This window comes from Streptomyces sp. KLMMK (genome assembly GCF_036961605.1).
Taxonomy (GTDB): domain Bacteria; phylum Actinomycetota; class Actinomycetes; order Streptomycetales; family Streptomycetaceae; genus Streptomyces; species Streptomyces telluris.
Genome location: NZ_JBAMDC010000026.1, coordinates 23,592 through 48,554 on the forward strand (window position 1 = coordinate 23,592; position 24,963 = coordinate 48,554).

A 24,963-nucleotide genomic window follows, 5' to 3' on the forward strand; every position below is an offset into this window, starting at 1 on the left:
GTGATCAGCCTTCCCTTCTGGTGATCAGAGGTGCCGAACCGAAGAGGGACAGTGCGTGCCGCCGCCCGTAGCGGCGGCTGTAAGAGACGGTGATGAGGGCGACAGCGCACAGCAGGGCCAGCCCCTTCGCGCGGTTGAGCGCCGGGACCGCCTCCACCGGAAGCAGCAGGGCGACGAGCACTCCGGCACCGCAGTCCAGCAGCTGGGCGCAGCCCCACAGGACCGTCAGCCGGGTCAGTCCGCTGCGCAGCGCCGGCGAGACGCCCCAGGCCGTTTCGCGGTTGCGCGCCGCGGTGGGCACGTGCCAGTACTGACCGACCTGGAACGCGAAGGGCTTCGCCACGAACAGCGAGCCCAGGATCCAGAGCCCGGCGGCCGCTGCGAGTCCGGCGTCCTTGACGAGGATGACTCGTGGACTGCCGGTGAGCAGCGACGTCACAATGCGCACCGCCAGCATGCCGATCATGAACGCTTCGAAGCTGTGCACACGACGCCGTGTGACGGCCTCGACGGCCATACGCACCGCCGGGACCGCCCCGCTGAGCGTCAGTGCCAGCCATTGGCTGATCCCCTGCGACCGCAGAACGTAGAACACGGCCAGCGGAAGAACCACGGCGAACAGGATCGGAGCGGCCGCTGTCCGCCACGCCGGCATGTCTTGTGTTCCGGTCCGACCGTTCGGTGATGCCATACGAAAAACCGTAGGCACCGGTGAAGATCACTTGATCGACGCGAGGGACGATACGGTCGGTACATCCTTTGATGTACAGGTTCATCCCGGTTGCCGATGGTGGACGGCGGGCCGAGGCCCGGATACTCCGGTCCGGCCGGACGCTGCACCTGGGCAACGTGGCCGAGGATGACCTGGCGGTCGGCGGGCGCGTCGGGCCGGGCCTGCCCGGCCCTCGCCCCGGGGGCCCGGTTCGCCGGCCAGGTGCCCGGACCCGTTGCCGCCGGCCAAGGCTTCATCCCGCCAAGTCACGCCGCTCCGCCGTGCGGCGGAGTCGGGTGGTCCGCGCGGGGGATGTGGCCCGGCCCGTCTGTCGCAGAGCCTTTCGTCTGAAAGCACGGCGGACATACGGAGGTTGTGGTGGCTGTTTCCACCGACTCGCGGACACGCGTCCGTGCCGGGCTGCCGCCCGATGCCGGGGCAGGGACGACGTGGTGGCGACGATGGCCTGAGTGGGCGCCCCGCGCTGCCCCCGTGTGGGGCGCAATGTACGCCGGACTTCAGACCGTCTGGGCGGCGATGGGGACCAGCGTTCCCGTAAAGCCGCACGAGACCTACGCCCCGGCGGCCCAGCTCGCGCTCGCCGCCCTCGCCGTCCTGGGCGGCACCGCGGCCCGGGCCACCACCCGGCCGCTCGGCAAGCCCGGCCATGCGATGGTGTCGGCGGCACTCGCCGTCGCCATCCTCGTCTTCGTGCTGGGCGCGCTCGGCGTGACGATGATCGTCGTGACACTCGTGACGCTCTCCGGGATCGAAAGCGCCACCGGGGTGGTCCACACCTTGCTGAACGCGGCCGGCGCCGCCCTCCTGCTGATGGCTGCGGTGGCGTATCGCCGCAGGCGGCGGGACGGCTGTCCGCAGTGTGGGCACCCGCACGCCACCGCCGGCAGCGGCACACTGGTCCACCCGGGCGCCTCCACGGCCTCGGCGCAAACCCAGGTGACGGCGTACGTCCTCATGTGCGGCCTGCTGCCCTGGGCGGGCCTCAAGACCATCTGGACGCTGGGCGGCGACGCGTTGGGCGTGACAGCGGAGGGCTGGCGGAAACTGAACGAGGACGCGGGGGCCGCCAAGGCACTCGCCTCGGCCGGGCTCGACGCGTCGGTGATGGCCGCGCTGCTCGGGGTCTTCCTCCTGACAGGGCTGATGTACCGGTGGGGGATGGTCTTCCCCCGCTGGACACTGTTCCTGTCCGGGCGCCGGGTCCCGCGCCTGCTGCCACTGGTCCCGGCCTGGCTGACCGGCGGCGCCCTGTCGCTGTACGGGGTGGTCCTCAACGTCATGGTTCTGCTCAGCGCCACCGGGGTGACATCACCTTTCGAGCCGAAGCCGCCGTTCCACACCAGCGCGTCCCTGACCTGGATGGTGTGGTTCGGCGGCCTGGCCTTCGGAGGCTTGGGCTTCGCCCTCATCGTGGCGGCCCGTTCCTACGCGGCCCGCACCCGTTACCGCTGCGCGGGGGCGCAGGCGGCGGCCTGAGGGCCATGTGAACCGATCCCGGCTCGGGGCTCAAGCGCACGGCCGAAGTGCCCGCCCCGTGAGAGGCGGGCACGGTCGTACGCCATGGCGTCAGGGCCTGCGGGACTCGCCCTTCGCGGACACGGCCTCGAAGTTGCACTCATCACTGATCGTCTTGGAGCTGCGGGCACCCAGCGACTCCCACGCCGTGGTGTGCCGAACGACCCTCCCCAGGACCCGGCATTCATAGACCATGCGGACCTGGCTGGCGGATCCCTTGCCCTTGCAGGTGACCCATACGGCGGTGTTGGCCCGGTGACCCTGACACTTCGGCGGGGTCCAGGCCTTCTCCGAACCACTCGTTCCGGCTTGCGCGGCGGGGGCCAGGACGAACCCGGCCGCGCCGAGGGAGAGGGCGGCGACGGCGGTGGCTAAGCGTCTGAACACGATGGCTCCTTGTGCCTCAAGTGGAAGGTGAGCTTCGGCCCCGATGGTCCTCGGGGTGGCCCGGGACGAGCTTGTGAGCATCGCCGAAACCGGGTCAATGCCGTGGTCCGTCCCGGACGCGGAAACCGTGTCCGGCCTGGTGTCCGGGCCTTGTCCGGGCTGCGTCCGGGCCTCGTCCGGACAGGTTGGCCGGTTCGCGGATTGCAGCCCCGGGCGACGCCCGGAACCATTCCGGCATGAGGGGGACGGGCATACGGCTGCGCAGAGCACGCGACGCGGGCGAATTCACGGACCGCATGCGGCGGCTCAAGGAGCGATCGGGCCTGACCTACCGGGAGCTGGAACAGCGCGCGCAGGAGCGCGGCGAGGTCCTCCCCCGCAGCACCCTCTCGGACGTACTGCAACGCCGGTCCCTCCCCCGGCCGGAACTGCTCGTCGCGTTCCTCCACGTGTGCGGGGTGGAGGACGAGCGCGAGATCGAGGCCTGGCTGGAGACGCGGACCCGTATAGAGGGCGCGTCGGGCAGCAGGCGACGCCTCCGGTCCAAGCCACTGGCCGCCGTCGTCACCGTGATCGCCGCCCTCCTGCTGGCGGCGGGCGTGTGGATGCTGCTGCCCGACGACGACGAAGGGGAGGCACGTAAGCCTGCCGCCCCGGCGGTACGGGGCTGGGTGGAGATCCGCCCGGCCCGGACCCCACACCTGTGCCTGACGGAGGGGCGCGACCGCAGTGGGGCGTACACCAGCCCGATTGCCGCCCAACGCCCTTGCAAGGACGCTGGGCCGCCGCGCACCTACCTCAAGGCGGTGCACGACGGCCCCGACGCCCCGCACTACATCGAATGGCACCACCCGCAACACGGCAGGGGCTGCCTGACGATCCGGCGCATCGCCCCGGCGAAGGGCATGCTCGAACCGTGGGAGGCGTGCACGCGCTCCAACAAGAACCAGCTGTTCCGCGTGGAGCCTGCCGGCACCGAGGCACGCTACCGCCTGCGCGTGGAGGGCACGTCCCAGTGCATCGGCATCACCGCCGGCGACAGCCGCCCGGAGGCAGAAGCCGTCGAGGAACGGTGCACCGACGGACCGGAACAGCAATTCATGATCAAGAACGTGGCCTGACCGGCCCGGGCACTACGCGAAACGGCCGCTGCTGGCGGCGTTGTCATTCACAGCGGCCACGCACCGGCCAAGTGATTGCGCAACAATCACCCCCAGAGCGTGGATGGTCAGCCGAGAACGGCCTGGGCCCGGTAGTACGGCTCCAGCGCCGCCCGCGCGCCGTCGCCCATGGCCACCGCGATCCTTTGCATCCGGGCCCCCTTCAGGTCGCCAGCCACCAGGACCCGCGGGTGCTGCTCGTCCGGCGGGCAGTATCCGTCCGCTCCGACGACCAGTCCCGGCACGACGGCCGGCTTCGAGCCCATGTTGCCCAGCACGGCGTCGGCGACGAGAGTGTGCGCGCCGCTGCCCCGGCGCCGAGCGGTGATGCTGAAACCCTCCGGGACCGGGGTGACGGTGACGCGTTCGACGAGGTCCAGGCCGAGGCGCGGGTCGTCGGCGACCTCGTCGGTCTTGTACCGGTCAGCCTCAGGGAACAGCACGTCAAAGTGCACCTTCGCCTGCGGATGTGCGCGCAGCCAGGTGCCCAGCGGCCGGTCCGCTCCCAGCACCACCACCCGGCGCCCCTCCAGGTCACCGGCCGCCGCCCGCCACAGCGGCGGCAGCCGCCTGACCTCCCGCGCCTCGACCCAGGAGACGTCCTCGGGCGCGAGCGCCGTCACCCCGGTGGCCACCACCGCGGCCGACGCCGTCAAGACGCGGCCGTCCTCGAGCGCGACCTCGACGCGGTCGTCATGGCCGGCCACCCGTACGACGCAGCCGGACAGAACGCTGACCCGCCCCAGCCCCTGATGCCGGGCCAGGTCGCCCACGAGCGCCCCGGCGAGCGCCGCGCCGGTCGACCAGCCACCCGGCACGTTCTCCAGCGCCCCGATCGCCCGCAGCTTCGCCCCCACCTCCTCGGCCTCAACGACCACGCAGGTCATCCGCAGGCTCGACGCCATCACCGCAGCGGCCACCCCGGCCGGTCCGGCACCGACCACCAGCAGGTCCGCGTCCCTGGTCGGGCTCATGCGCAGGCTCCTTCCGAACCGGGGGGGGCATGTGAAGTGACGGATGCAGGCTCATTGGTTTGAGTCCCCGGAACCGCGCGTCGGCGTCGGCGGCCTGCTACGCGTTCAGCTCACGAATTCTTCGTCACCGTAGCGCACCTCGGCCCTGTTCCAGTCGACGCCGAGGGCCTTCGTGAACTTCCGGGCCAGCGGTAGATCGGCGAGCGGGGCGACCAGGATGAGGTGTCCGTCGAGGGTGACCGAGCCGCCGCCGAGCTTGTCGCGGGCCTCGGGGTTCGCGATCAGTGCGTCGTGGAGCCTGGTCGCGGAGACACCGGGGGCCTGGATCTCGACCGCGTCGGTTTCCGGGGAGGTGCGCGGCAGGCAGCGGAAGGTCAGCACCGACTCCTGGTGGTACTGCTTGGCGATGACGCCGGCGATGTGGTGCAGCCCGTCCCGGCCGACCTTACTGACGTCGAACTCGCGCGAGCGCTCGTAGGTGGCCTTCTTGAGGTCACCGGACCAGAAGACGCCGTCGAGCACCTTCGAGGCGCCGGGCCTCGCACCGTTGGCGCGAATAATCTTGCGTACCTCGTGGTCGAAGCGCGTCAGGCGAGTCCTGAGCCGGGGGTCGGCCGGATCCGTGATGACCGCGGTGTTGTCGGTGGCGAAGATTTCGCCCGCTGGGCAACCTTCCCGCGCCGTGCTCGCCTGAGCGCTTCCCGCGCCCGCAACCCCACCCCCCAGCGTCAGAACTGAGACCATGGCCAGAATACGCAGCTGCCGCCGCACGATGGCATTCTTCATACCGTGGTCAACGAGCCCTTGCGGAGTTCGTTGCGTCTGCCACAGGCATGTTTGCCGTCAGCCCACCCGACACTCGCGTGCCGCACGGGAGACGTCGCCGTGGATGCGGCGCAGAACGTGCTCGAAGTACATCTTGCAGCCCGCGCAGTAGTAGTCCTTCGTCTCCAGAATCTTCGAGTCCTTGAGCGAATGGAACATGCAGCCGCTGTAGCACAAGTCGAAGAAGGCACACTTCGAGCAGGTGGCCAACACCTTGCTCTCCCGGTCCTCGATCCCGCTGAACAACACCGTCCGGGCGACGCCCTCCGGCTCCATGTCGTGGATGTTGCCGTAGCGGAACGCCGGCTCGCCCTGGAACATGCCGCAGGGAAAAAGGTCGCCGTCGGGTGAGATCCCGAGAAAGAAGCGGTGACAGCTCCGGGTGCAGAAGCAGCTGTGGGCCACCGTGCCGCCGAGGATCCGGGCTGGTCGAGGTGGTGACGAAGACGTCGGCGACGTTGTAGAGGTCGGCCAGTTGTGCGGGCGTGGGGTCGGCGACCAGATGGACGCCGGAATCTCCGTCGAGGTGCTGGCGGGCCGCCGCGACATAGTCGTCGACGACGACGTGGCTCGCGATCACCACTTGGAGGTCGGGAAGAGCACGCGCGCTTTCAGCCCCACCCGGAGGAGACGGTACAGGACCTTGTCGGGCTGGGGCCGCCCGGCGAACAGGAGCATGCCGGGGGGAATCGACAGGTCCTCACGGGTCCTCGCGGCCCGGGGCCGCAGGCGGAAGAGCCCGTCGTCGATGCCGTAGGGTTCCCCGACCCGCGCTTGGATGCCTTGCGCCGCGTAGAGCCACGACGGCGGGCAGGCCGACGAAGCCGGAGAGGGCGTCGGTAAGGTGCTCCAGCGGCGGCACCGCAGGGGGCCCGCCGTCGAGGGAGGGTACGCCGGCCGCCAGGCGGACGGTCACCGGCATGTGCTCGCTCAGCCAGTCCGCCTCCGTGCTGCGCGCGGTGTCCGTGTAGGGGAAGTACCCCACGGTGGGCATGCGTGCCATCGCCTCTACTGCTCTGCAGCGGGTGGTTTCCCGGACTCGTCGACAGCGGGCCGGACCGGCACGTCGTAGGAGCGCTCCAGTTCGGGCTGGGACCTGACCAGCACGTCGTAGTCGGGCGAGAGCCCGGAGGAGTGGTCCGCTCCCGCCTCTGCGCGGCCTGATGTCCGGGTTACTGCAAGCGGCCCAGCCGGGCTGCGGCCTGGATTCTGCCTTCGCTCAGCATCAAGCCCGAGGAGCTACCGCATGCTGCCCCTGGCTGTCTGCCCTACTCTGGGGCAGAGGAGCCTTTGCTGGAGGTCGAGATGACCAACGGGAAAGCTTTCAAAGGCGGAGAAAGCTCAAAAGAAGCCAGAAGAAATATCTTCCTCTTCATTCTCCTGTGGGCCGCCTCGCTCATGCTCAGCCGCACATCGAAGCCAAACCAACCGAAGCGCGATCACCTCTACGAGCCGAGCCGACGAAAGAACGTGGCTCAGCTGTCAAAATTTCCCGGAACACTGTTCAGGACTCATAAAACGGCCTGGCGCGAGCGAGCTGCTGCACGCATTCTCCATCTGGAACAGCAGGCCGATCGCGAGAGGTGCAGAGCAGCAAAGGACAGAGCTGAGCAATGCCAGCGAGAAAGGACGCTGGAGGGGATCACGCGGCAACTGGAAGAGGCAGGCAGCGCCATCTCCGCGCGGCGCCGCCTTTTCGCGGGAGCAGCAGCCCTCGAGAGGACCTGGGCCAATGTGCGCGCGACAGACGTGATGCTGCTCAGGCTGTGTTCGAAAGAGGACCTGGTCGGTCGAAGTACGGACGTGCTGAGCCAGGTTGAACGGCATCTCCGCCCCGGAGACCCGCTGCGGGTGAAGGTGGAGGCGGTCGCGGAGCGCATGGAGCTGAAAGGACCGCTGCCGGGAGACCGCAACCTCCTCGCCCTCGCCCTGAGCGCCTCGTACGATGCGTTGGACGCCGAGTTCAGCAGAGTCCGCAGCCTCAGCATCATCCTTCGGATTGCAACCGTCTTCGTTCTCCTCGGTGCGGGTGGGCTCGCAGCCTGGGGCTGGTACTGTCCCGATTCACTGAACATGTGCTTCCTCCCCGAGGGAAAGAATTTCGCCGCTTGCCCCTCCGGGGAGGTTCCCCTCGACCCGAATAATGTTCCCAGTGACTACGCCCAGAACATCGACGTTCTCGTCAGCGAGTCGGCAGGTCTGGCCGGTGCGGCTCTCACGGTTATTTCGTCCCTGCCTCGGATTCAAGGGACGAGCAGCCCCTACATGTTGCCGCTGTCAGCAGCCCTGCTAAAATTCCCCACCGGGGCTCTGACCGCGTTCGTAGGGGTGCTTCTCATCAGGGGAGCGTTCATCCCCGGCCTGAGCGATCTGGATTCCAGTCCACAAATAGTGGCCTGGGCTGTCGTTTTCGGCACTTCCCAGCATCTCGTGACCCGCTTTGTCGACGCACGGGCCCGCGAGACACTGTCGGACGTCGGCCGCCCGCCCACTGATCCGGAACCGGGCGACCCCAAGACCTTGAAGACCTGATGCCGATAGATGATGGCGACGGAGCAGCAGCGGCCGGTTTCCAGGCGCTGACCCCGACCAAGCCAAGCTCGGTTCAGCTACAGCACAGCCTCGGTACGGCCGACCTCGGGCTTCTGCCGATCGGCGACTTGGCCGGACAGCAGGCGTAGCGCGTCGGCCGAAGCCGTGTCGTTGGGCGTGTAGACCTCCAGCCGGTGGTCGGGGCTCTCGGGCTGGAGCCACACTTGATAGTCGACGTCGATGTCGCCGACGGTCGGGTGCTGCAGGTGCATGGTGCCGACGGTGCAGTCCGCGACGTCGCCCTTGGCCCACAGCCTGGCGAAGTCCCGGCTGCGCATGGCCAGTTCGCCGATCAGTTCGGCCAGCCGGGCGTCGGTGGGATGGCGGCCCGCGGTGAGCCTCAGGTAGGCGACATGAATCAGGGCCAGTTCGTCCCAGTTTCGGTGAAGGTCTCGGGTGAGGGGGTCGAGGAAGAACATCCGGGGGACGGACGGCCGTCGCGCGGGATCGTGGGGCGCCTGGAAGTCGACGTGCTCCGCGACCAGGGCATGTCCGGTGCGGTTCCAGGCCAGCACGTCGCCACGGCGGCCGAGCACGACGGCCGGTGTGCCGTCTCCCAGGGACGCCAGGAGTGAGAGCACCCGTTGATGCGGCCGTTCCGGGCGGGGACGGACAAGGTGTGACGTGGTGGGCTGACGGGAGAGGTTGTGCAGGTGGGCTGTCTCGGACGGATCGAGTCGGAGGGCGTTGGCGAGCGCGTCGAGGACCTGTTGGGAGGCAGTACCGGCTTGGCCTTGCTCCAGTCGCGTGTAGTAGCCGACGCTCACGCCGGCGAGCTGGGCGAGCTCCTCGCGGCGCAGGCCCGGTACCCGGCGAGCGGTGCCGTAGGTGCGCAGTCCGACGTCGGCGGGTGTGACCCGGTCGCGGCGGGTCTTGAGATATGCCCCGAGGCTCTCCAGTTCCATGACTCCGAGCCTAGGTGCCGCGGTCCGTGTCCGGGTGTCCCTGCGAGGTGTACCCATGGCGCGGGGATGGTTGCCGGGCGGACGGCATCGCACCGTCGGATGCATGAATGCACAGCGTAATTCTCACTCACCCGGTCTGCGGGCGTGGCTCGGCCTGCTGGTGGTACTCGGCCCGGTACTGCTGGTCGCGATGGATGGCTCGGTCCTGTTTCTGGCGATGCCCAAGATCTCCGAGGCGCTGTCGCCCACTGCCGGTCAGGCGTTGTGGATCCTGGATGTCTACGGATTCGCCGTCGGGTCCTTGCTCATCGCGTTCGGGAACATCGGCGACCGGTACGGGCGGCTCAAGCTTCTGATGACCGGCACGGCAGTGTTCGGCGCGGCCTCGGCGGGAGCAGCCTTCGCCCCCGGGCCGGAACTACTGATCGCCTTCCGGGCGCTCATGGGTGTGGCCGGTGCCACGCTGCTGCCGTCGGCGCTGGCGGTGCTCAGCGAACTGTTCACAGACCCTCACCGGCGGGCGAGAGCGATCGGGATCTTCGCAGCCACCTTTGCCGCCGGCTTCGCGATCGGCCCGGTCGTCGGCGGGCAGCTGCTGAGCAGCTTCTGGTGGGGGTCGGTCTTCCTGATCAATCTCCCCGTCGTCGTACTCTTCCTGGTCCTGGCCCCGGCCCTGCTCCGCGAGGTACGTGCCGCACGTACCGGCCGCATCGACGTCCTGAGCGTCCTGCTGTCCGCCGCGGGCATCTTGCTGACCGTCTACGCGATCAAGTGCGCTGCCGCGGAGGGGCTGACCGCGACCCCGGTGGCCACGGGGATCACCGGCATCGTCACCCTGGGGTGGTTCGCCCGGCGGCAACTCCGCCTCGAGCACCCGCTGATCGACTTCAGTCTCTTCCGTGACCGGGTGTTCACGATCGCGGTCATCACCGGGCTTCTGCCTCTGGCCGCATGGTCGGCAACGGCCTACCTCGGCGGCGTCTACCTCCAGTCCGTCCTTGGACTGACGGTCCTGGACTCGGCTCTCGTCGCGCTCCCGGGCGCGGTGGTACTCACCGTCACCTGCATCGTCACACCGGTACTGGTCGCGCGTACCGGCACACGGGCAGCACTCGTCACCTGCCACTTCCTCATCGCCGCAGGTCTGCTCCTGCTGCTGGCCACGAGCGTCTCCAGCGGTATCGGCTGGTACGTGGCGTCCACCGTCGTCGCCGGCCTCGGCTACGGCATCTCCTTCAGCGTTGTCGCCGATACCGCCGTGGCCGCGGTTCCGGCAGAACGTGCCGGCTCCGCGGCAGCGATCGCGGAGACCAGCAACGAAATCGGCAACGCCCTCGGCATCGCGCTCCTCGGCTCGCTGGCCGCCCTGATCTTCCGGCTCCAGGGGCCCGGCGTCGCCGGTACGCTCAACGAAACATTGGAGGTCCCCGGCCTCACGGCCGCAGTCATCCACGATGCGAATTCAGCCTTCGTCACCGGTCTGCACATCGCCGCCGTCATCGCCGGCATCCTCCACGCAGCACTCGGCGCCTTCGCCCTGCGACCGACCTCCGCCGCCCGGCCCCCGAAGCACTTCCTACGGACAGGGCGGTAGCCCCCGGGACCCGGGGCTCCGGGGGCTCCGGCCGACACTCACGTGGTCAGGCCCACGCGCTGCACTTCACCACCTTGTTGCTGCTGTTGACGGTGCAAGCCCGTACCTTCAAACCCTTGACATTCACTCCGGGCCTGGAATGCGCGCTGCTGGACTTGGAGTCCCCGTTGCCGCCCTCGGCCTTGCCGAGGATACGAGTGGTCCACTCCCAGGCGGCACCGTTCTGCCAGTTGTAGCCGACCTCCATACGTACGGTGTAGCCGTCAGCGGCACGGTCCCAGACGGTGCCCGAGAGGCTCACCTTGTAGCCTTCCCACTCCACGCCGACCGTAGCGACGGCGCCAAGTGTGGCGTCCGTCTGAGCCAACCGGCTGTTGGCGTACGGGACGTATCCGTTGTCCCAATGATCCGGGCGCTGGCGCTCCTCCGCCGAGGCCGGGGAGACAGCCAGCGCGAGGGAGAGTGCCGCGCCGAGGGCAGTGCCGGTAATCGTCTTGGCCAAGCGGGGTGTCAAGGGGCATTCCTTTCGCAGAGGACCGTGATGAGGAGTCCGCGTCGGCGGCGCTCAGATGTCGAGGAGCCGAGCCTTGTAGATCCACTTGTCCTTCGTCTCCCCGGACGCCCTCTCGGCTGTGACGGGGTCCGTCATGGAAGACCACAGGAACCTGACCTTGTCGTCGCCGTACGCGTTCCCCTTCGTGTCCGACGTCCAGACGGCGCTGCCCGAGCGGTCACGGGAGAAGGACTTCGCCGACCTCGCCGGGATCGACCACTGGATTCGTGGGTACCCGCCGGCTTTGTTGATCTGGATGATCTCCTTGGAGCTCGTCGCCCACAGATACTGTGGTTCCAGCGGGTCGGGCTGGAGATCGTGGCCGTTTTCGAAAAGGCTGCTGACGAGTTCGATGTCCTTGCCTTTCTTGTCCTTGGCTCTCTTGAGACGGGTATGCTCCCGCTTCCCGGTCACCGTGTACGCACGGATCTTGTTTCCGCCGAAGATCCACAAGAACTGTTTGGTTTCGTCCCAGACCACACCGTGCGCCTGCCTGAAGGCTCGGTCCTCGTCCTGGACGGGGATCTTTCGGAGCGGGCCTGCACTCCCCCTAGTGGGAGCCAGGTACAGCTCGTAGCAGCCGCCTGACCTGCTGGCCTCCGGGGGCTTCGGATCCAGTGAGTCCAGTCCCTGTGTGCCCACCACTATGATCACGTCCGGCGTCGAGAGGTATTCCAGGGAGTGCGGGAAATTCGTCAGCCCGCTCACCCAGCCGAGTGGTGCGCCGTCGCTGTTGCGGTGGATGGTCATGTGCCCCTCGGTGCGGTCTCCACCGCAGATGAGGAAGGCGGTCTCCCCGCTCTGGAGTTTGCGGACCTTGAGCTCCAGAGGATCCCAGGCCTTAGCACCTTGGCCCGTGCGGAACGTCGCCCATGGTTTTCCGAATTTCCCGTTCCGGATATCCCCGGTGTGGTGATTCGTAATGATCTGATTGTTCGCGTCCAGTAGGGCCAGGCTGAAGCCCGCCCGCGGAACCTGTGCCTGCGGTTGCCGTACGATGCCGTGCGCCGGGGCGGCCAGCGCCCCGAAGGGCACGGCAGCGGCACCGATCGCAAGCGACCCGCGCAGTAACTGCCTTCGGTCCAAGCTCATGATGTGCCTCCTCAACGAATGCTGCGCCTTGTGGGCGTCCCGTGTTCCTGAGCGGTGCCCGAGGCGGCAACCTGTCACAGCCGAGAACTGCGAAGCACCGTAACGAGACAGCCTTGACAGAGCATCAGGGCAGACCCTGACAACTACAGGCAGTCCGAAAATCACCCATCAATCGGCCGCGTGCGCCACCTGGCCTCACCGGCATGGGTGCGCTGCACTGGGCCGGAGCGGCGGAACCTACGCCCGATGCCGAGACAACTGACCTCGATGTCGACGCCTACCCTGAACGTGGGCCGGGCACAGCGCGGCAGCACCCATCAGCTACCGCCGACACGCTTCGACAACGCAGGCGACAGCGGCTACGATCCACGGCGACATCGCGTGCCGGTCACCGGCTGGGTGAGGCATGGAGGTGTCAGGAGATGCCCTCGGAGGCATTCCTTGACAGTTGAGTTGAACCACACAATCGTCCACGCCCGGGACAACCGGGAATCCGCAGAGTTCTTCACGGATCTGCTGGGCCTTGAGATCACCGACGAGTGGGGCCCGTTCATCGCGGTCGGCCTGAGCAACGGCGTCACACTGGACTTCGCCACGATCCCTGCGGACCGGATCACTCCCCAGCACTACGCCTTCTTGATCTCTGAAGAGGAGTTCGACGCGGCGTACGCGCAGATCAGGCAGCGCGGCATCGAGCACTACGCCGATCCGCGCCGGCAAGAGCCCGGCACGATCAACCACAACGACGGCGGCCGCGGCGTGTACTTCATGGACCCGGCGGGCCACGCCATGGAACTCATCACCGTGCCGTACGGCGGCTGGACCTCGTAAGCACCTGCACATGCACATGCACTGAGGGCCGCACCCCGCGCGGGGCGCGGCCCTCAACCGCTGCCGTCGCCTTCTATCGGGCAAATGAACACCCCCATCGTCGGCAAGGCCGATACGGCACAGTGCCTTCGTGTGACGAGCGGGCGCGGGTGGGTGGGGCTGCTGGGCCGGGCGTTCCGGAGGGGCCCGGCTCAGCCCGGCCCGGTGCAGGTACCGATGCAGGTACCGGGCGCCTCACGAACCTCCCAGGTAACTGAGGCTAGCGTTCCGCAAGATGACTGGTATTACTGATGCATGCAGGAAGAGACCGCGCAGTGTGCGATCGATACATTCATCTCCGCATTCAACGCCTCGGACGACACCTATGTGACCACTCTGCTGGCCCAGGCCCTGACCTCGGACGTGATCCTCTGGGGACCGTTGGGGCGCAGCGAGGGGATCGAGGCAGTCGAGCGCTTCGTACAGGACATTCGGCGTCATCCGGCAGGAACCGGCACGATGACCCGTTGCTCAGAAGTGGACATGCCGGACGAGTGGGCCCGGTATCAGTGGGTTTTCACCACACCTGACGAGGGCCCCCGCCTGACGGGAACGGACGTCGTCCACCTGCGGCGAAACCTCATCGATCAGATCATCGTCTTCGCAGGGGACACTCAGCCTCTCGCCTGAACACCCCACGCGCCTCTTCCTTCGTCGCCATCGGCACGGGCCGAAAGCCCCTCGCCGTGCCAATGGCCGGTTTCTTCGTAGTGGGATGGTTCGGACTCAGGTGGGATGTGAGCCGTACCGGGGTTCGGCATGGGCCCCTGTCATGTGCTCTGGCCGTTCAGTCACCGTCGAAGCGACCATCGAGGAGTGCCCGTGGGCCGCTCGTCCGCGCTACGTCTGCGTTCCACCGCCGTGGCCCTTGCCGCCTCGGCGTGTCTCATAGGAGGTGTCTCGTCCGCCCAGGCGGCCCAGGCCGGCTCCGAAGCCGTCCCCCTGGGGCCCGTCTCGCCGGAGGTGAGGACGTTCACTGGCAACGGGATCGGCACCTCGCCGTCCCAGGCGGTGGACGGCGCGGTCCGCATCGCGTACACGATCGCCCAGTCGGCCGGATGGCAGGCGAACCAGTGCCATGTCCGCGCCACCGACGTCAGGTGGGTCGGCGGCGGCGTGTACGCCGCGGTCGCCGGCCTGTTCTGCCAGCGCTGAATCACAATGTTTTCCATCAAGAGGGGGAATACCGACATGACCTCGATGCTCATCCGGGGTGGGGTTGCCATTGCTCTCGCGGGCCTCGCCGCGCTCGCGCCGACCGTTGCGCGCGCCGACGCCGGCGTCCAGGAGACGCAGGTTTTCACGGGCTCCGCGTACGAGAACAGCCCCAAGGAAGCGAAGCGGGAAGCCGAGAAGATGGCTCGCCAGAGCGCGCTGATCAGCGGCTTCCTCAATGAGCAGTGTGTGCTGCTCTACGCCAATTCCTACCGGCTCGCACCCGGCTACTACGGAGCCAACGCCGCGATCAACTGCACGCGCTGATTCGCCATTCGGCTGAACGACTGAACGACTGAACGACTGAACGTGAACGGCTGAACATCCCGCTGGGGCGACCCGGTTCGCCCCGGCGGGGGCCGCCGTCCTGCGCGCATCGGATCCGAATGGCGAAACCGAGCACTTCAACCGGCCACTGAGTGCCGGAGTCGGCCAGTTGGGCAACACGCTGGCGGGATATACACCCCTGACCTCACATCAAACGCGCGCATAGTGGCCATGTGTCACTTTCAGATGTGGCTCCTGGCGAAAGGTTTGTCATGAGGTTCGCGGTCATCGGCGGAACCGGCCTGATCGGGTCGCAGGTCGTCGACAATCTGAACGCCGCCGGGCACGAGGCGGTACCCCACTCTCAGTCCACCGGAACCGACGTCATCAGCGGCCTGGGGCTGGACGAGGCGGTGGCGGGGGCCGACGTCCTGGTCAACCTGACGAATTCCCCGACCTTCGACGAAGCTTCCCCAGCCTTCTTCCAGACCTCCATGGACAATCTTCTGGCCGCGGGCCAGAAGGGTGGTATCCGGCACTTCGTCATTCTCTCGATCGTCGGCGTAGACCAGGTACCCGAGCTGGACTACTACCGGGCCAAGGCGCTCCAGGAGGACATCCTCGCCGCCGGACCGATCCCCTACTCGGTCCTCCGCGCGACGCAGTTCATGGAATTCATCGACGCGATCCTGTCCTGGACCGCCGACGGCGACACCGTCCGGCTACCCGCCACACCGATCCAGCCGATCGCCGCCAAAGACGTGGCCGCCGCCGTGGCGGAAGTCGCCGCCGGCGCCCCGCTCGGAGGCATTCGCAACATCGCCGGACCCGAAATCTTTCCCCTGGACGAGCTGGGCCGGATCACCCTGTCCCACAAGTCCGACAGCCGCACCGTTGTCACCGACCCCACCGCCGGCATGTTCGCCGCCGTCAAGGGCGACGTCCTCACCGACAAGAACGCCCACCTCGCCCCCACCCGCTACTCCGACTGGCTCTCCTGAGCCGCTCTCGCACCTCACACGCACAACCGGCGGGCGCACACGCCGCCTGCCGCGGCGATGGGTAAGGTTTCACTCGGCTGAATCCGTCGCTGTTGGCGCAGGCTTCCATGTCCTGGTAGAAAACGCAGACTTCGCCATGCGCGGGCATAACCTCGGACGGCATCATGGGTGTGCGCATGCTGCCGATGCCCGGCCAGGCGATATGCCAGGCTCGCGAGGCCCGCGAGGCCCGCGACGGCAAGGATCACCACCGCGCCGACGATCACAGCAGGCTTCCGCAGTCGGGTCCGCCACCACGGGTGTATGCGCGGCGGCCTCGTGAACTGCGGTGCGTTCAGCTGTCCCGTCCCCCCGCTACCGGTCGGAGCCGGCTCAGGGGTGCAGGCCGCCTCCGATGCTCCTCCACCGCCGGGCAGGGCGCCGGCAGCGCCCCGGTCCCGGGCCTCCAGCCAGGCTTCGCCATGCCGTTTCTCCCCGCAGGCGCAGAGGAATACGGCACATGCCGTTTCCGGTTCAATCCGAAGGCCTTCGGGGAGCGTGGCCCCCGGAGGGTAGTTGCTGCGCGCCCCCGCCTTGAGCGATTCATGCCGGAGAAAAACATGGAAAGGAGTACAGAAGTGAGCGAAGGACCGCCGGCCTTCTACAATTTCCTGGCGCCGGGACACAACACCCGCGCCCGGATGCGCGTCGCCCTGGCGGAGGTCTTCGATTTGCCGGCCCATGACGTCGAGCTGTACGACGGCGACGACGTGACAGGCACGTACGACTGCCGGTGGGACGCCCCCGTGCTCTGCGGCTTTCAACGGCGAAGGGGGGATCTGGACTGGGCCTTCGACGTCGGTCTCGCGGCGGAGCGGTCCTACCGTCCCGCGGAGCGGGATCTGGCCGTGCTCCTCGCCCGCGCCATGGGCACTTCCCTTCTCTTCCCCGGAAACGTGCACCTGCCCTGGATCTGGGAGGTCGCGACGCCGAAGGGCGAGGTGAGCTACGTATGTCTCGACGAGCCCGAGGAGGAGGGCGGCGAGCTGACGGTCCCGGCAGTGGAGATCGCGGTTCCGGAATTCCCGAACGCCGACGTCTTCGCCTTCCCGGAACTGGACGGCAGGCGACCAGCCGGAAAAGGTCCCGAAGCGCTCCACTGATGCGGGCCGTGGCCACCCGTCTGCCTCGCAGCGCTCGGCACTGCCCGTCCCAGGGATGCAAAATCACCTCAGGTGGATCAAGCAGATCAATAGATCAGCAGATCAGGTACATCAGGTAGACCAAGCAGGCCGGACAGCCCAAGAACACACATTCCCGCAGGCAGAGCAGCCGCCCCGTGAGCGTGCCCGTCCCCTCCCTCCCCCGCGCCACTGCCACGAGAAGGCGTCACGTTCGGAAAGAAGCAACGATGCATGAGGCCGGGCAGTACGAACGCTACGCCGGTGGCTCCCCCGAGGCTGAGCGAGCTCTCGTCGAGCGGCTCGTCCGCGATCTGATGCGGGTACAGATCAAGGTCAAGAAGCGCAGCGGAGCCGCCGGCATCGCGCGAGCCTTCCATGCCAAGGCGGCCCTCGGTGTCGAGAACGCCCGGCTGACGATCCGCGACGACCTCCCCGACGACCTCCGGACCGGATTCGTACTGCCCGGAGCGGAGTACCCCGTCACCGTCCGCCTGTCCAACGCGAGCGGCGCCCGGCAGCCCGATCACGCTCCTGACCTGCGGGGGGCCGCGCTGCGGATCCGGACCGGCCCGGACGACGCCCACGACCTCCTCATGACGAGTTTCCCGGTCTCCCACGCCCGCAACGCATATGAGTTCGTCGCGTTCGCGAAGGCCATGGCCGGTGCCGGCTCGACGCCCCGCAAGGCATTCGCGCTGTTCGTCAAGCTTCCCCTGGCCGTGGGCCGGCCCACGGCCGGGCGCATGCGCCGCAACGTACGCACCGGAAGCCGGCAGACCGTGCGCAGTCTCGCGCTCGCGACGTACTGGAGCCGTGGCGCCGTCCTCTGGGGCGACGCGGGGCCCGTGCGCTATCAGCTCCGCCCCGCCCCGGACGCGCCCTCGGCCCCTCCCCCGTCCCGCACCGACCCCGACCACCTGCGCCACGAGCTCGCCCAGCGCCTTCGCACGGCGGACGTCGTCCTCGAGCTGTGCGTGCAGCGCTACGTGGACAGCGGGCGCACGCCCATCGAGGACGGCGCAGCCGAGTGGAAGGAGGCCGACACGCCGGTGATCCCCGTGGCGACACTGGTCGTCCCGCGCCAGGACCTGGACGCCGCACCGGCACGTGCCGCCGCCTCCCGGATCGAGCAGCTCGCCTTCAACCCGTGGAACACGACGGAGGGCTTCCGCCCCCTGGGCAACCTCAACCGGGCCCGCAAAGCCGCCTACGAGGCCAGCAGCGCCCTGCGCCTGGGGCATCGCTTCGTCACCGGGGAACCCCGCCGCAACGCCGTACTCGGCGTCCCGCTGCGCGCGGGGTTCGGCGCCCTCAACCGGTTCGTCCCCTGGCACCGGCTGCCGACACGGCTGGGCCTGCTCAACCTCGTGGCCCTGCGCCAGACGCTGCGTCGCGAGAACCTGATTGACACGGAGATCCACGAGGCACCTCCGAAGGTGCAGCGGGTGCCGCCGCCCGTCGAGGAACAGCTACGGGTGGAGCGCAGCTACGACGGTTCGTACAACGACCTGTCCGCTCCGAAGATGGGCGCCGTCGGCGCCACGTTCGGCCGCAACCTCGCGCCGGTCTACCGGCCCGACCTGTTCGACAGCCCCAACCCCGTCACCGTGAGCAGGCAGTTGCTCCACCGTGACGCCTTCCTCCCCGCCCGGTCGCTGAACATCCTCGCCGCCGCGTGGATCCAGTTCCAGGTGCACGACTGGGTCAACCACCAGCGCTACCCCACCGGCACACTGAGTGTGGAGGTCCCGCTCCCGCCCGGCATGACCTGGCGCAACTCCCCCGGCGGGCCGCCCGAGAACGTCATGCGCTTCGCCGAGAACAAGGGCGTGCAGCCGCCCGGCGGCCTCGCACCGCCCGCCCTCTTCGCCAATATCGCCTCCCACTGGTGGGACGGTTCGGAGGTCTACGGCGGTGACCAGCAGACCGCGATGTCGCTGCGCGAGCCGGACGGCGGCGCGGCACTGCGCCTGGAGGACGGGCACCTGCCGATCGGCCCCGACGGCATCCCGCTGACCGGGTTCAGGGAGAGCTGGTGGCTCGGCCTCAGCGCCATGCACACCGTCTTCGCACGCGAACACAACGTCATCTGTGAAGCACTGCGGCGGGAATACCCTCACCTGGACCAGAAGCGCGTGTACCACACGGCGCGCCTCATCGTCTCCGCTCTCATCGCCAAGATCCACACCGTGGAGTGGACGCCCGCGATCCTGGCGACGGAGACGATCGACATCTCCTTGAAGACCAACTGGCAGGGACCCCCGAAGAACTGGCTCACCGAGCTGGGCCTCTGGCTGTTCGAGGCGCACTCGCTCACCGGCATCCCCAAGACCCTCCCGGATCACCATGCCGCGCCGTACTCCCTCACCGAGGACTTCGTCACCGTCTACCGGATGCACCCGCTGATTCCGGACGACTTCGAGATCGTCGACCACAGGTTCGGTCACCGGATCGACACCTTGGACTTCAACGCCGTGCAGGGCGCCGCCGCGGAGCCCCTCATGCGCAAGACGGGGCTGGCGAACGCTCTGTACTCACTCGGAATCGCCCACCCGGGGGCGATCACCCTGCACAACTTCCCCCGCGCCCTGCAAGCCTTCGAGCGGGACGGCGAGGTGATCGACCTGTCCGTGGTCGATCTGGTCCGCGCCCGGCGCCGTGGCGTTCCCCGCTACAACGACTTCCGCGCGGGCCTGCACAAGCCGCGCATCAAGCGGTTCGAGGAGCTGACAACCGAGCCGGAGACCCTCGCCCGGCTCAAGGACGTGTACCGCACCGTCGACGACATCGACACGATGATCGGTCTCTTCGCCGAGAATCCACCCGAGGGCTTCGGTTTCAGCGACACGGCCTTCCGCATCTTCATCGTGATGGCCAGCAGGCGGTTGCAGAGCGACCGCTTCCTCACCGTCGACTTCCGTCCCGAGGTGTACACGCCGCTCGGCATGGACTGGATCGAACGCAACGGCATGACGAGTCTCCTGCTGCGGCACTGCCCGGAGCTTGCGGGCTTCCTGCCCCGCTCGGCCAACGTGTTCGCACCCTGGCGCCCGGTCGAACCCGCCCGGAACAACTCCGGGCCCGGCAGCCTCTGAGGGAGGCCCGGCCAGGGCCACGGCCACGGCCACGGCGACCGCGTGCCTTCACCCGGTCTTCGGTCACCCGGCCGTGTGCCACCGCTCATCGTGCAGCTGGTGGGCCTCCGTCAGCCCGTTGCGGAAGAAGCGCTCGTAGTAGTCGTTCTCGACGTGGTGCGCCTGCAGCCAGACCCCCGGTGCGTGAATGGTGTCGCAGTGTGCGGGAAACCGCCCATGGGTCTCGTGGATGTAGGTGCAGATGTCGCGTGTGCACGCGATGACGTCGGCGGAGTAGTTGCTGGCCTGGCGCAGGTACTGGGCGCCGAACTCGCCCTGGTAGATCCGGGCGAACAGGCCCTCGTCGGAGTAGATGCCCTCCGGCCCGAACTTGTCCGCCACGACCTCGTCGACCGCATCGGCCATCGATGCGTAGTTCGGCGGGCACATCGCTTTGATCAGGTGCTCCCCGTCGTGGCGCAAGCCGACGGTGGTCGCTCGCAGGTTCGCGAAGCGGGGCAGCGGCACCTGCCAGCGGAGCAGGTCCGCGGGCTTCCAGCGAGGGGTGGCCCAGTCGAAGCCGAGCATCGCACCGTAGGTCTTACGGAACTTCGGGTCGCCGAGCATGATCGGCGGAGCGAGCGAGGCGTGGATCCACGCCCCCAGGCCCATGGCGTCGGCCGTGAGCATGAGGTTCTGCAGCAGCAGGTCCGCCTCGATCTGTGTGCGCATCGCCCAGATGGCGCCGAGGGGGAGCTTGATGTCCTTGTTCAGGAATCCCGACTTCACCCACTTCTTCACACCCGCGGGGCGGTAGAAGTTGCGGTCGTCGACGATGGCCGGCCGTGCCCCCTCGGGCTGGGTCAGCAGGTACATCATCCCGTTGATGTACTGCCGGGAGAGGTCCACCACCGGGAACAGGATGGTGGTGCCCGGCAGGTTCGACAAGAACCGGTTGGAGTCGAGGTAGGCCGGGAAGTCGCGGTTCCCGTGCGGGACATCGATGCGGTGGTCGAGCAGCCGCACCTTCGCCTCGGCCGCCCGCGCGCACAGGGTCTCGGCGTCGAACACCGCTGGTGAGCCGTCTGCGGGAGGCGGGAGCCTGCGCAGGAAGTAGGTGCCGGTGTCGTTGATCAGGAAGAAGTACGTGCCCTGGGCGTTGTCGGGACTGCCCGCGGTCCGCCCGGCCATGTTGAGGTTCGGCTTGGCCATGATCGGCTTACCGTCGCGGGGGTCGGCGAACGGGCGGTCCGGCATGGTGAGGCCGGTACATCCCGTCATGGCGATCAGGACGGCCTCTTCGAGTTCCGTCAGGGGTGCGCGCGGCCGGGTGGACGTCCAGCTCATCGAGCCGGCCTCGACGGAGCTGCCGCGGCTGACCCGGTGGGTGCGACGGTGCCAGACCGACGTGAGCAGCGGGCGGGTCATGAGGGCGTCGAGGCCGACATGGTCGTGTGTGGGCATGGGGACGGGTCTCCCTGGTAGGGAAGGCGCATTGCGAGGCGCGGGATGTGGGGTGTGAGGTGCGAGGTGTGAGGGCAGGTCGTGGGGCGCGGACCGGAGGCCGGGGGGCCGGAGGCCGGAGGCCGATGGCGGACGTACGGGAACCGCGAGGCGTCGGCCGGCTACCGGTCGCGGAAACGTGCTTCGACGGTCTCGACGAGACCGGCGATCACACCGTCGGGTGAGGGGCTGTAGTGCGGGACCGCCCATCGCGTGATCCTGGCGTCGATGAGGGTGGGCCAGCCGGTGGACAATGCGGCGCGGAAGGCGTCCTCGAACTCCTCGAGCGTCTCCACCCGGTAGCCGTCGGCACCGCACGCCCGCGCGTAGGAGGCGAAGTCCGGGTTCTGGAACTCGACCAGCGCCGTCTCCGCGTACGTCACGAGCTGGAAGAGCTTGATCAGCTTGAATTCCTGGTCATCGAAGATGACCCAGATGACCGGGATCTCGTGCTCGACGGCAGTCATCAGCTCGAAACCGGACAGCGAATAACATCCGTCGCCGCAGCCGACGACGACTGTCCGCTCCGGGTGCGCCATTTTCAGACCGATGGCGCCGTTGACGTGTCCGGCCATAGGGCCACGACCTTGCGCCGCCTCGCCAGGCATCCGCCAGGACCGCCACGATCTCCTCCACCTGTGCCGGGTCGGGCAGGACGGGTGCGACGTCGAGCCGGATGTCCCGGAAATTCGGGACCGCGACGCCGCGGTGCGTCAGGTCTTCGGGAACGTGGATGTGGACGGTCCCGGGCCTGCCCTCGAAGGCGATGTTGACCGCTTCCTCCAGCACTTCGCACGTGTTGGCGGCATCGTCGAGCAGGAAGGACTTCTTCGTCGTGGCGGCGAACATGGCCCCGGCGGCGTTCTCGCCGGCACCACCGAATGCGGCATCTACGGCGATGCGTTCCAGCCCCCTGACCATGGCCTCGTAAACCCTCATCGGCGCTCCTTGTCCATGTCCTGGAGGCCCTGCCGGTCGCACATCGAGCCCTAGCTCGACCCAATGGGAGGATCCCGACCATATTCGACCACATGGGCGCTTTCGCGCGGAACTCTATGCGATACGCAGGATGATGTCGCCGGAACACGTCGGCCCGGACTGCATCCGACGCAACACGATCAAGCGCGTTCCCCTGCCGGCCGGTGGCCCGAGTTCCGGTACGGACGGTTGAACACCCCCTGGTGTTGTTGATCCACTTCGTGATTTTCTCTCCCTCAAGCCTTTTAGGAGAAAAGGAACGACCATGAGACGCTTTGTCCGCACCCTTGCCCTGACCGGAGCGACCGCTGCCGCCGGCGCCCTGACTCTGCTGACCGCTCCCACCGCCCAGGCCGCGCCGTCCGACGGGCCGGCGTGCGTCACGGCCGCCGGGACGAAGTCCTTCGGGCGCGGCGAGATATCGATGTGCCCGCAGAGCGACGGCACCACGCGTGTCACCGGCTGGGTCGAGGACCTGCTGCCGGGCAAGGGCTGGGGAGGCGCGCCGGACGGGCGCTGCGCAGGCTGGTGGATCGAGATGGGTGCGAAGGGCGGGATGGTGGGCCCACTGGTGTGCCCGCACTTCACGAGCTCGCACGAGACGACGTACAAGTTCGACTACACGTTCAAGCCGCAGGCTCCGGTGACCGGTGCGAAGCTGAACGCTTTCTCGGCCTGATCCGGCCTGACACGGTGTGAGGGCAGTCAGGAAGTGCAGCCCATGGCTCAGCAGTCCGGACGACAGCCGGTCGGCCCACGATGGCGTGCTGAACGACACCAAGCCCTCGACTCTCAGCGGTGAGTGTTGCAGCGGGCCGCTCAAGCCGCTGCAACACTGACCACTGGTGTCACTGAGTCAGTGATCCGTCCGTGTCGTGAGCCGCGCAACCGCCGCGTCGGACCGTGCCTGGAGTCCCGCGTCCGCCGACACCCGCAGCAGCACGCCGAGCTCCCGTACCGCCGGATGCCCTCGGGCTCGTCCCCGGGCTCGTCCCCGGGACTTCCAGCAGCGCCTCTCCCGTCGCCGTGAACAGCAGCACCCGGGGCGCAACCAGGGTGCCGGGGAAGTCCTCGAAGGCGAGGGCCTCGGCCGCCGTCTCGAAAGCCGCCTGCCACTGCCGGTGTCCGGCCGGTACCGGGCGAGGTGATACAGGGCCAGTCGCTCGATGTACCGGTCGTCCGCTTGCGGGCCACCTCCACCGCCCGTGCACATCCCTCCGCGGCCTCCCCCAGGTCTCCCAGCACGCCCTGCGCCCAGCCCAGGACAGGACGACCAGGCCGGTCACCTCGCCGCGCAGGTCGCCTGCCGGGGCGGAGAGTCCCGGCGCGGTTTCCGTGACGAGGTGCGAAGCGACCAGGCGTTCCATCATGGCCTCTACAGTGGCCAGGTCCGTTGGTGTCAGGGCTGCGGTCGCGTACCGGTCGAAGCGTGTATCAGGGTGGCGGCCGAGACAGGCGAAGTGACGGGCGACGTGCTCGGGGAGCTGCCCCACGGTCAGTCGCAGGGCCGCGCGTACACCGGTGTCCTCGATGTCCAGCAGGCTCAGCCTGCGGGTCGAATCGAGCATTTCGGCGTTCATCTCGCTCAACGCCCGGCCCGGCCGGTCCGCCAGGCTGGCGGCCGCCACCCGCAGAGCGAGCAGCAGCCCTCCGCACAGCTCGGCCGGCCGCCGCGCGGCCGTCGGCTCCGCGAACACCCGCTCCTTGCCGAGCACCCCGGCGAGGAGCGCCGTACCGTCCTCCGGCGTGAGGACGTCCACGAGGACGGACCGGGCGGCGTCGGTGACGGCCAGCCCCGACAGCCGGTACCGGCTGGTCACGACGGTGACGCAGCGGGGACCGCCCGACAGGAGCGACCTGATTTGTTCGGAGTCGCGCGCGTTGTCCAGGACGACGAGGAGCTCCCGGTCGGCGGCCAGGGATCGGAACAGCGCGGCCGCGCCGTTCGCCGACTCCGGCATCCGGTGCGGCGCGACACCCAGGGCCGGCAGGAACTCGCGCAGTACTTCGGCGGGGGTCGGCTCGCCTGTCTCGCCGAAGCCACGCAGGTCGGCGTAGAGCCGGCCGCCGGAAAGCCGGCGCGATTACAGGGGGCCCGCTGCACCACCAGCGCGGTCTTCCCTACCCCTGCGGGTCCGGTGACCAGGCAGACGAGCAGGCGCCGGGTGCGGTGGAACCAGTCGAGCGCCTCCGACCGGCGGCCCGCCCCGTGGAGCGCCGTCGTGAGGGCGGCGGCGAGGGATTCACGCAGCGGGTGGCCAACCGCCTCGGCGTGCAGGACAGTAGCGGCCCGGGCATGCTCGCCCAGCTGCAGGTAGCTCGCGGCCAGCCGCTCCACCGGGGCCAGCCGGAGCTCCTCCAGCGCCTGCGCGGCAGCCTGCAGCGGTGGACTTGGACAGACGTCGGCCAGTGCGGGCCCCTGCCACAGGGACAATGCCTACCGCTACATCGTCACGGCCTCGGCCGGGCCGCACTGATCACGGGCCTGTGCCACCAGAATCTGCAGACCAAGGGGTGACTGACACTCTCCAGCGCCCTGGGTCAGCTATCTCAGGGCTGTGA

Annotated in this window: 23 protein-coding genes and 1 pseudogene; 13 read left to right on the forward strand and 11 right to left on the reverse strand. The window is 68.4% G+C overall.

Annotated features, from left to right (window positions below):
* Nucleotides 1-4: 4 nt before the first annotated feature.
* Nucleotides 5-691 (reverse strand): VC0807 family protein, encoded by a 687-nt coding sequence (locus V7793_RS07830; RefSeq protein ID WP_336003613.1) that lies wholly within the window; start codon nt 689-691, stop codon nt 5-7.
* A gap of 558 nt (nt 692-1,249) precedes the next feature.
* On the opposite strand from V7793_RS07830, the gene V7793_RS07835 reads away from it, so the two are divergent.
* Nucleotides 1,250-2,209: a hypothetical protein gene (locus V7793_RS07835; protein WP_336003614.1), complete on the forward strand. Its 960-nt coding sequence runs from the start codon at nt 1,250-1,252 to the stop codon at nt 2,207-2,209.
* A 90-nt stretch (nt 2,210-2,299) separates the two neighbouring features.
* On the opposite strand, the gene V7793_RS07840 is transcribed toward V7793_RS07835, so the two are convergent.
* Entirely contained in the window at nt 2,300-2,635 is a 336-nt protein-coding gene (locus V7793_RS07840) for a hypothetical protein (RefSeq protein ID WP_336003615.1), read from the reverse strand.
* A 236-nt stretch (nt 2,636-2,871) separates the two neighbouring features.
* Between V7793_RS07840 and V7793_RS07845 the strand changes: the two genes are divergently transcribed.
* On the forward strand, nt 2,872-3,756 hold the full coding sequence (locus V7793_RS07845) for an XRE family transcriptional regulator (protein WP_336003617.1): 885 nt from the start codon (nt 2,872-2,874) through the stop codon (nt 3,754-3,756).
* 107 nt (nt 3,757-3,863) lie between these two features.
* Here V7793_RS07845 and V7793_RS07850 read toward each other — a convergent pair whose 3' ends face one another.
* The 3 genes from V7793_RS07850 to V7793_RS07860 form a co-directional block, all read right to left on the reverse strand.
* Nucleotides 3,864-4,769 carry an oxidoreductase gene (locus tag V7793_RS07850; RefSeq protein ID WP_336003619.1) on the reverse strand — a complete coding sequence of 302 codons (906 nt, stop codon included), beginning with the start codon at nt 4,767-4,769 and terminating at the stop codon, nt 3,864-3,866.
* 105 nt (nt 4,770-4,874) lie between these two features.
* A complete protein-coding gene (locus V7793_RS07855; protein ID WP_336003621.1) occupies nt 4,875-5,513 on the reverse strand; it encodes a hypothetical protein in 639 nt (212 codons plus the stop codon).
* A gap of 99 nt (nt 5,514-5,612) precedes the next feature.
* Entirely contained in the window at nt 5,613-5,999 is a 387-nt protein-coding gene (locus V7793_RS07860; protein ID WP_336003623.1) for an SPASM domain-containing protein, read from the reverse strand.
* On the opposite strand from V7793_RS07860, the gene V7793_RS07865 reads away from it, so the two are divergent.
* Both V7793_RS07865 and V7793_RS07870 read left to right on the forward strand, forming a co-directional pair.
* On the forward strand, nt 5,977-6,351 hold the full coding sequence (locus V7793_RS07865; RefSeq protein ID WP_336003653.1) for a hypothetical protein: 375 nt from the start codon (nt 5,977-5,979) through the stop codon (nt 6,349-6,351). The genes V7793_RS07860 and V7793_RS07865 overlap by 23 nt on opposite strands.
* Before the next feature lie 533 nt (nt 6,352-6,884).
* Entirely contained in the window at nt 6,885-8,126 is a 1,242-nt protein-coding gene (locus V7793_RS07870) for a hypothetical protein (RefSeq protein ID WP_336003624.1), read from the forward strand.
* 77 nt (nt 8,127-8,203) lie between these two features.
* Here the strand turns inward: V7793_RS07870 and V7793_RS07875 are convergent, their stop codons facing one another.
* Nucleotides 8,204-9,091, reverse strand: coding sequence for a helix-turn-helix domain-containing protein (locus V7793_RS07875; protein WP_336003626.1), 888 nt, complete (start codon nt 9,089-9,091; stop codon nt 8,204-8,206).
* 103 nt (nt 9,092-9,194) lie between these two features.
* Here V7793_RS07875 and V7793_RS07880 point away from each other — a divergent pair, with 103 nt between their 5' ends.
* Nucleotides 9,195-10,685 (forward strand): MFS transporter, encoded by a 1,491-nt coding sequence (locus tag V7793_RS07880; RefSeq protein ID WP_336003627.1) that lies wholly within the window; start codon nt 9,195-9,197, stop codon nt 10,683-10,685.
* Between the two features lie 46 nt (nt 10,686-10,731).
* Here the strand turns inward: V7793_RS07880 and V7793_RS07885 are convergent, their stop codons facing one another.
* Both V7793_RS07885 and V7793_RS07890 read right to left on the reverse strand, forming a co-directional pair.
* The gene (locus V7793_RS07885) at nt 10,732-11,187 is read right to left on the reverse strand and encodes a hypothetical protein (protein WP_336003629.1); all 456 of its coding nucleotides are present in this window, start codon (nt 11,185-11,187) and stop codon (nt 10,732-10,734) included.
* A 63-nt stretch (nt 11,188-11,250) separates the two neighbouring features.
* The gene (locus V7793_RS07890) at nt 11,251-12,330 is read right to left on the reverse strand and encodes a hypothetical protein (RefSeq protein ID WP_336003630.1); all 1,080 of its coding nucleotides are present in this window, start codon (nt 12,328-12,330) and stop codon (nt 11,251-11,253) included.
* 441 nt (nt 12,331-12,771) lie between these two features.
* On the opposite strand from V7793_RS07890, the gene V7793_RS07895 reads away from it, so the two are divergent.
* The 7 genes from V7793_RS07895 to V7793_RS07925 all read left to right on the forward strand — a co-directional run bounded on the left by V7793_RS07895 (nt 12,772) and on the right by V7793_RS07925 (nt 19,941).
* A complete protein-coding gene (locus tag V7793_RS07895) occupies nt 12,772-13,161 on the forward strand; it encodes a VOC family protein (RefSeq protein ID WP_336003632.1) in 390 nt (129 codons plus the stop codon).
* Between the two features lie 294 nt (nt 13,162-13,455).
* Nucleotides 13,456-13,830 carry a nuclear transport factor 2 family protein gene (locus tag V7793_RS07900; RefSeq protein ID WP_336003633.1) on the forward strand — a complete coding sequence of 125 codons (375 nt, stop codon included), beginning with the start codon at nt 13,456-13,458 and terminating at the stop codon, nt 13,828-13,830.
* A 192-nt stretch (nt 13,831-14,022) separates the two neighbouring features.
* Nucleotides 14,023-14,355, forward strand: coding sequence for a hypothetical protein (locus V7793_RS07905; RefSeq protein ID WP_336003635.1), 333 nt, complete (start codon nt 14,023-14,025; stop codon nt 14,353-14,355).
* A 36-nt stretch (nt 14,356-14,391) separates the two neighbouring features.
* On the forward strand, nt 14,392-14,682 hold the full coding sequence (locus V7793_RS07910; protein WP_336003637.1) for a hypothetical protein: 291 nt from the start codon (nt 14,392-14,394) through the stop codon (nt 14,680-14,682).
* A gap of 272 nt (nt 14,683-14,954) precedes the next feature.
* Nucleotides 14,955-15,683: an SDR family oxidoreductase gene (locus V7793_RS07915; RefSeq protein ID WP_336003639.1), complete on the forward strand. Its 729-nt coding sequence runs from the start codon at nt 14,955-14,957 to the stop codon at nt 15,681-15,683.
* A 617-nt stretch (nt 15,684-16,300) separates the two neighbouring features.
* Nucleotides 16,301-16,825: a hypothetical protein gene (locus V7793_RS07920; RefSeq protein ID WP_336003641.1), complete on the forward strand. Its 525-nt coding sequence runs from the start codon at nt 16,301-16,303 to the stop codon at nt 16,823-16,825.
* Between the two features lie 248 nt (nt 16,826-17,073).
* On the forward strand, nt 17,074-19,941 hold the full coding sequence (locus tag V7793_RS07925) for a peroxidase family protein (protein WP_336003643.1): 2,868 nt from the start codon (nt 17,074-17,076) through the stop codon (nt 19,939-19,941).
* A 63-nt stretch (nt 19,942-20,004) separates the two neighbouring features.
* Here the strand turns inward: V7793_RS07925 and V7793_RS07930 are convergent, their stop codons facing one another.
* Entirely contained in the window at nt 20,005-21,384 is a 1,380-nt protein-coding gene (locus V7793_RS07930; protein WP_336003645.1) for a hypothetical protein, read from the reverse strand.
* Between the two features lie 161 nt (nt 21,385-21,545).
* Nucleotides 21,546-22,031 (reverse strand): thiamine pyrophosphate-dependent enzyme, encoded by a 486-nt coding sequence (locus V7793_RS07935; protein WP_336003647.1) that lies wholly within the window; start codon nt 22,029-22,031, stop codon nt 21,546-21,548.
* A gap of 635 nt (nt 22,032-22,666) precedes the next feature.
* Between V7793_RS07935 and V7793_RS07940 the strand changes: the two genes are divergently transcribed.
* Nucleotides 22,667-23,080, forward strand: coding sequence for a hypothetical protein (locus V7793_RS07940; RefSeq protein WP_336003649.1), 414 nt, complete (start codon nt 22,667-22,669; stop codon nt 23,078-23,080).
* Nucleotides 23,081-23,720: 640 nt separating this feature from the next.
* On the opposite strand, the pseudogene V7793_RS07945 reads toward V7793_RS07940, so the two are convergent.
* Nucleotides 23,721-24,838, reverse strand: a pseudogene (locus V7793_RS07945) (BTAD domain-containing putative transcriptional regulator); the annotation flags it as partial.
* Nucleotides 24,839-24,963: the final 125 nt, after the last annotated feature.

Coding starts and splice junctions, on each gene's coding strand:
- V7793_RS07830 (WP_336003613.1), bottom strand. CDS start 691: ATGGCATCACCGAACGGTCGGACCGGAACACAAGACATGCCGGCGTGG.
- V7793_RS07835 (WP_336003614.1), top strand. CDS start 1,250: ATGGGGACCAGCGTTCCCGTAAAGCCGCACGAGACCTACGCCCCGGCG.
- V7793_RS07845 (WP_336003617.1), top strand. CDS start 2,872: ATGAGGGGGACGGGCATACGGCTGCGCAGAGCACGCGACGCGGGCGAA.
- V7793_RS07850 (WP_336003619.1), bottom strand. CDS start 4,769: ATGAGCCCGACCAGGGACGCGGACCTGCTGGTGGTCGGTGCCGGACCG.
- V7793_RS07855 (WP_336003621.1), bottom strand. CDS start 5,513: ATGGTCTCAGTTCTGACGCTGGGGGGTGGGGTTGCGGGCGCGGGAAGC.
- V7793_RS07875 (WP_336003626.1), bottom strand. CDS start 9,091: ATGGAACTGGAGAGCCTCGGGGCATATCTCAAGACCCGCCGCGACCGG.
- V7793_RS07880 (WP_336003627.1), top strand. CDS start 9,195: ATGAATGCACAGCGTAATTCTCACTCACCCGGTCTGCGGGCGTGGCTC.
- V7793_RS07890 (WP_336003630.1), bottom strand. CDS start 12,330: ATGAGCTTGGACCGAAGGCAGTTACTGCGCGGGTCGCTTGCGATCGGT.
- V7793_RS07900 (WP_336003633.1), top strand. CDS start 13,456: ATGCAGGAAGAGACCGCGCAGTGTGCGATCGATACATTCATCTCCGCA.
- V7793_RS07910 (WP_336003637.1), top strand. CDS start 14,392: ATGACCTCGATGCTCATCCGGGGTGGGGTTGCCATTGCTCTCGCGGGC.
- V7793_RS07915 (WP_336003639.1), top strand. CDS start 14,955: ATGAGGTTCGCGGTCATCGGCGGAACCGGCCTGATCGGGTCGCAGGTC.
- V7793_RS07925 (WP_336003643.1), top strand. CDS start 17,074: ATGCATGAGGCCGGGCAGTACGAACGCTACGCCGGTGGCTCCCCCGAG.
- V7793_RS07930 (WP_336003645.1), bottom strand. CDS start 21,384: ATGCCCACACACGACCATGTCGGCCTCGACGCCCTCATGACCCGCCCG.
- V7793_RS07935 (WP_336003647.1), bottom strand. CDS start 22,031: ATGCCTGGCGAGGCGGCGCAAGGTCGTGGCCCTATGGCCGGACACGTC.
- V7793_RS07940 (WP_336003649.1), top strand. CDS start 22,667: ATGAGACGCTTTGTCCGCACCCTTGCCCTGACCGGAGCGACCGCTGCC.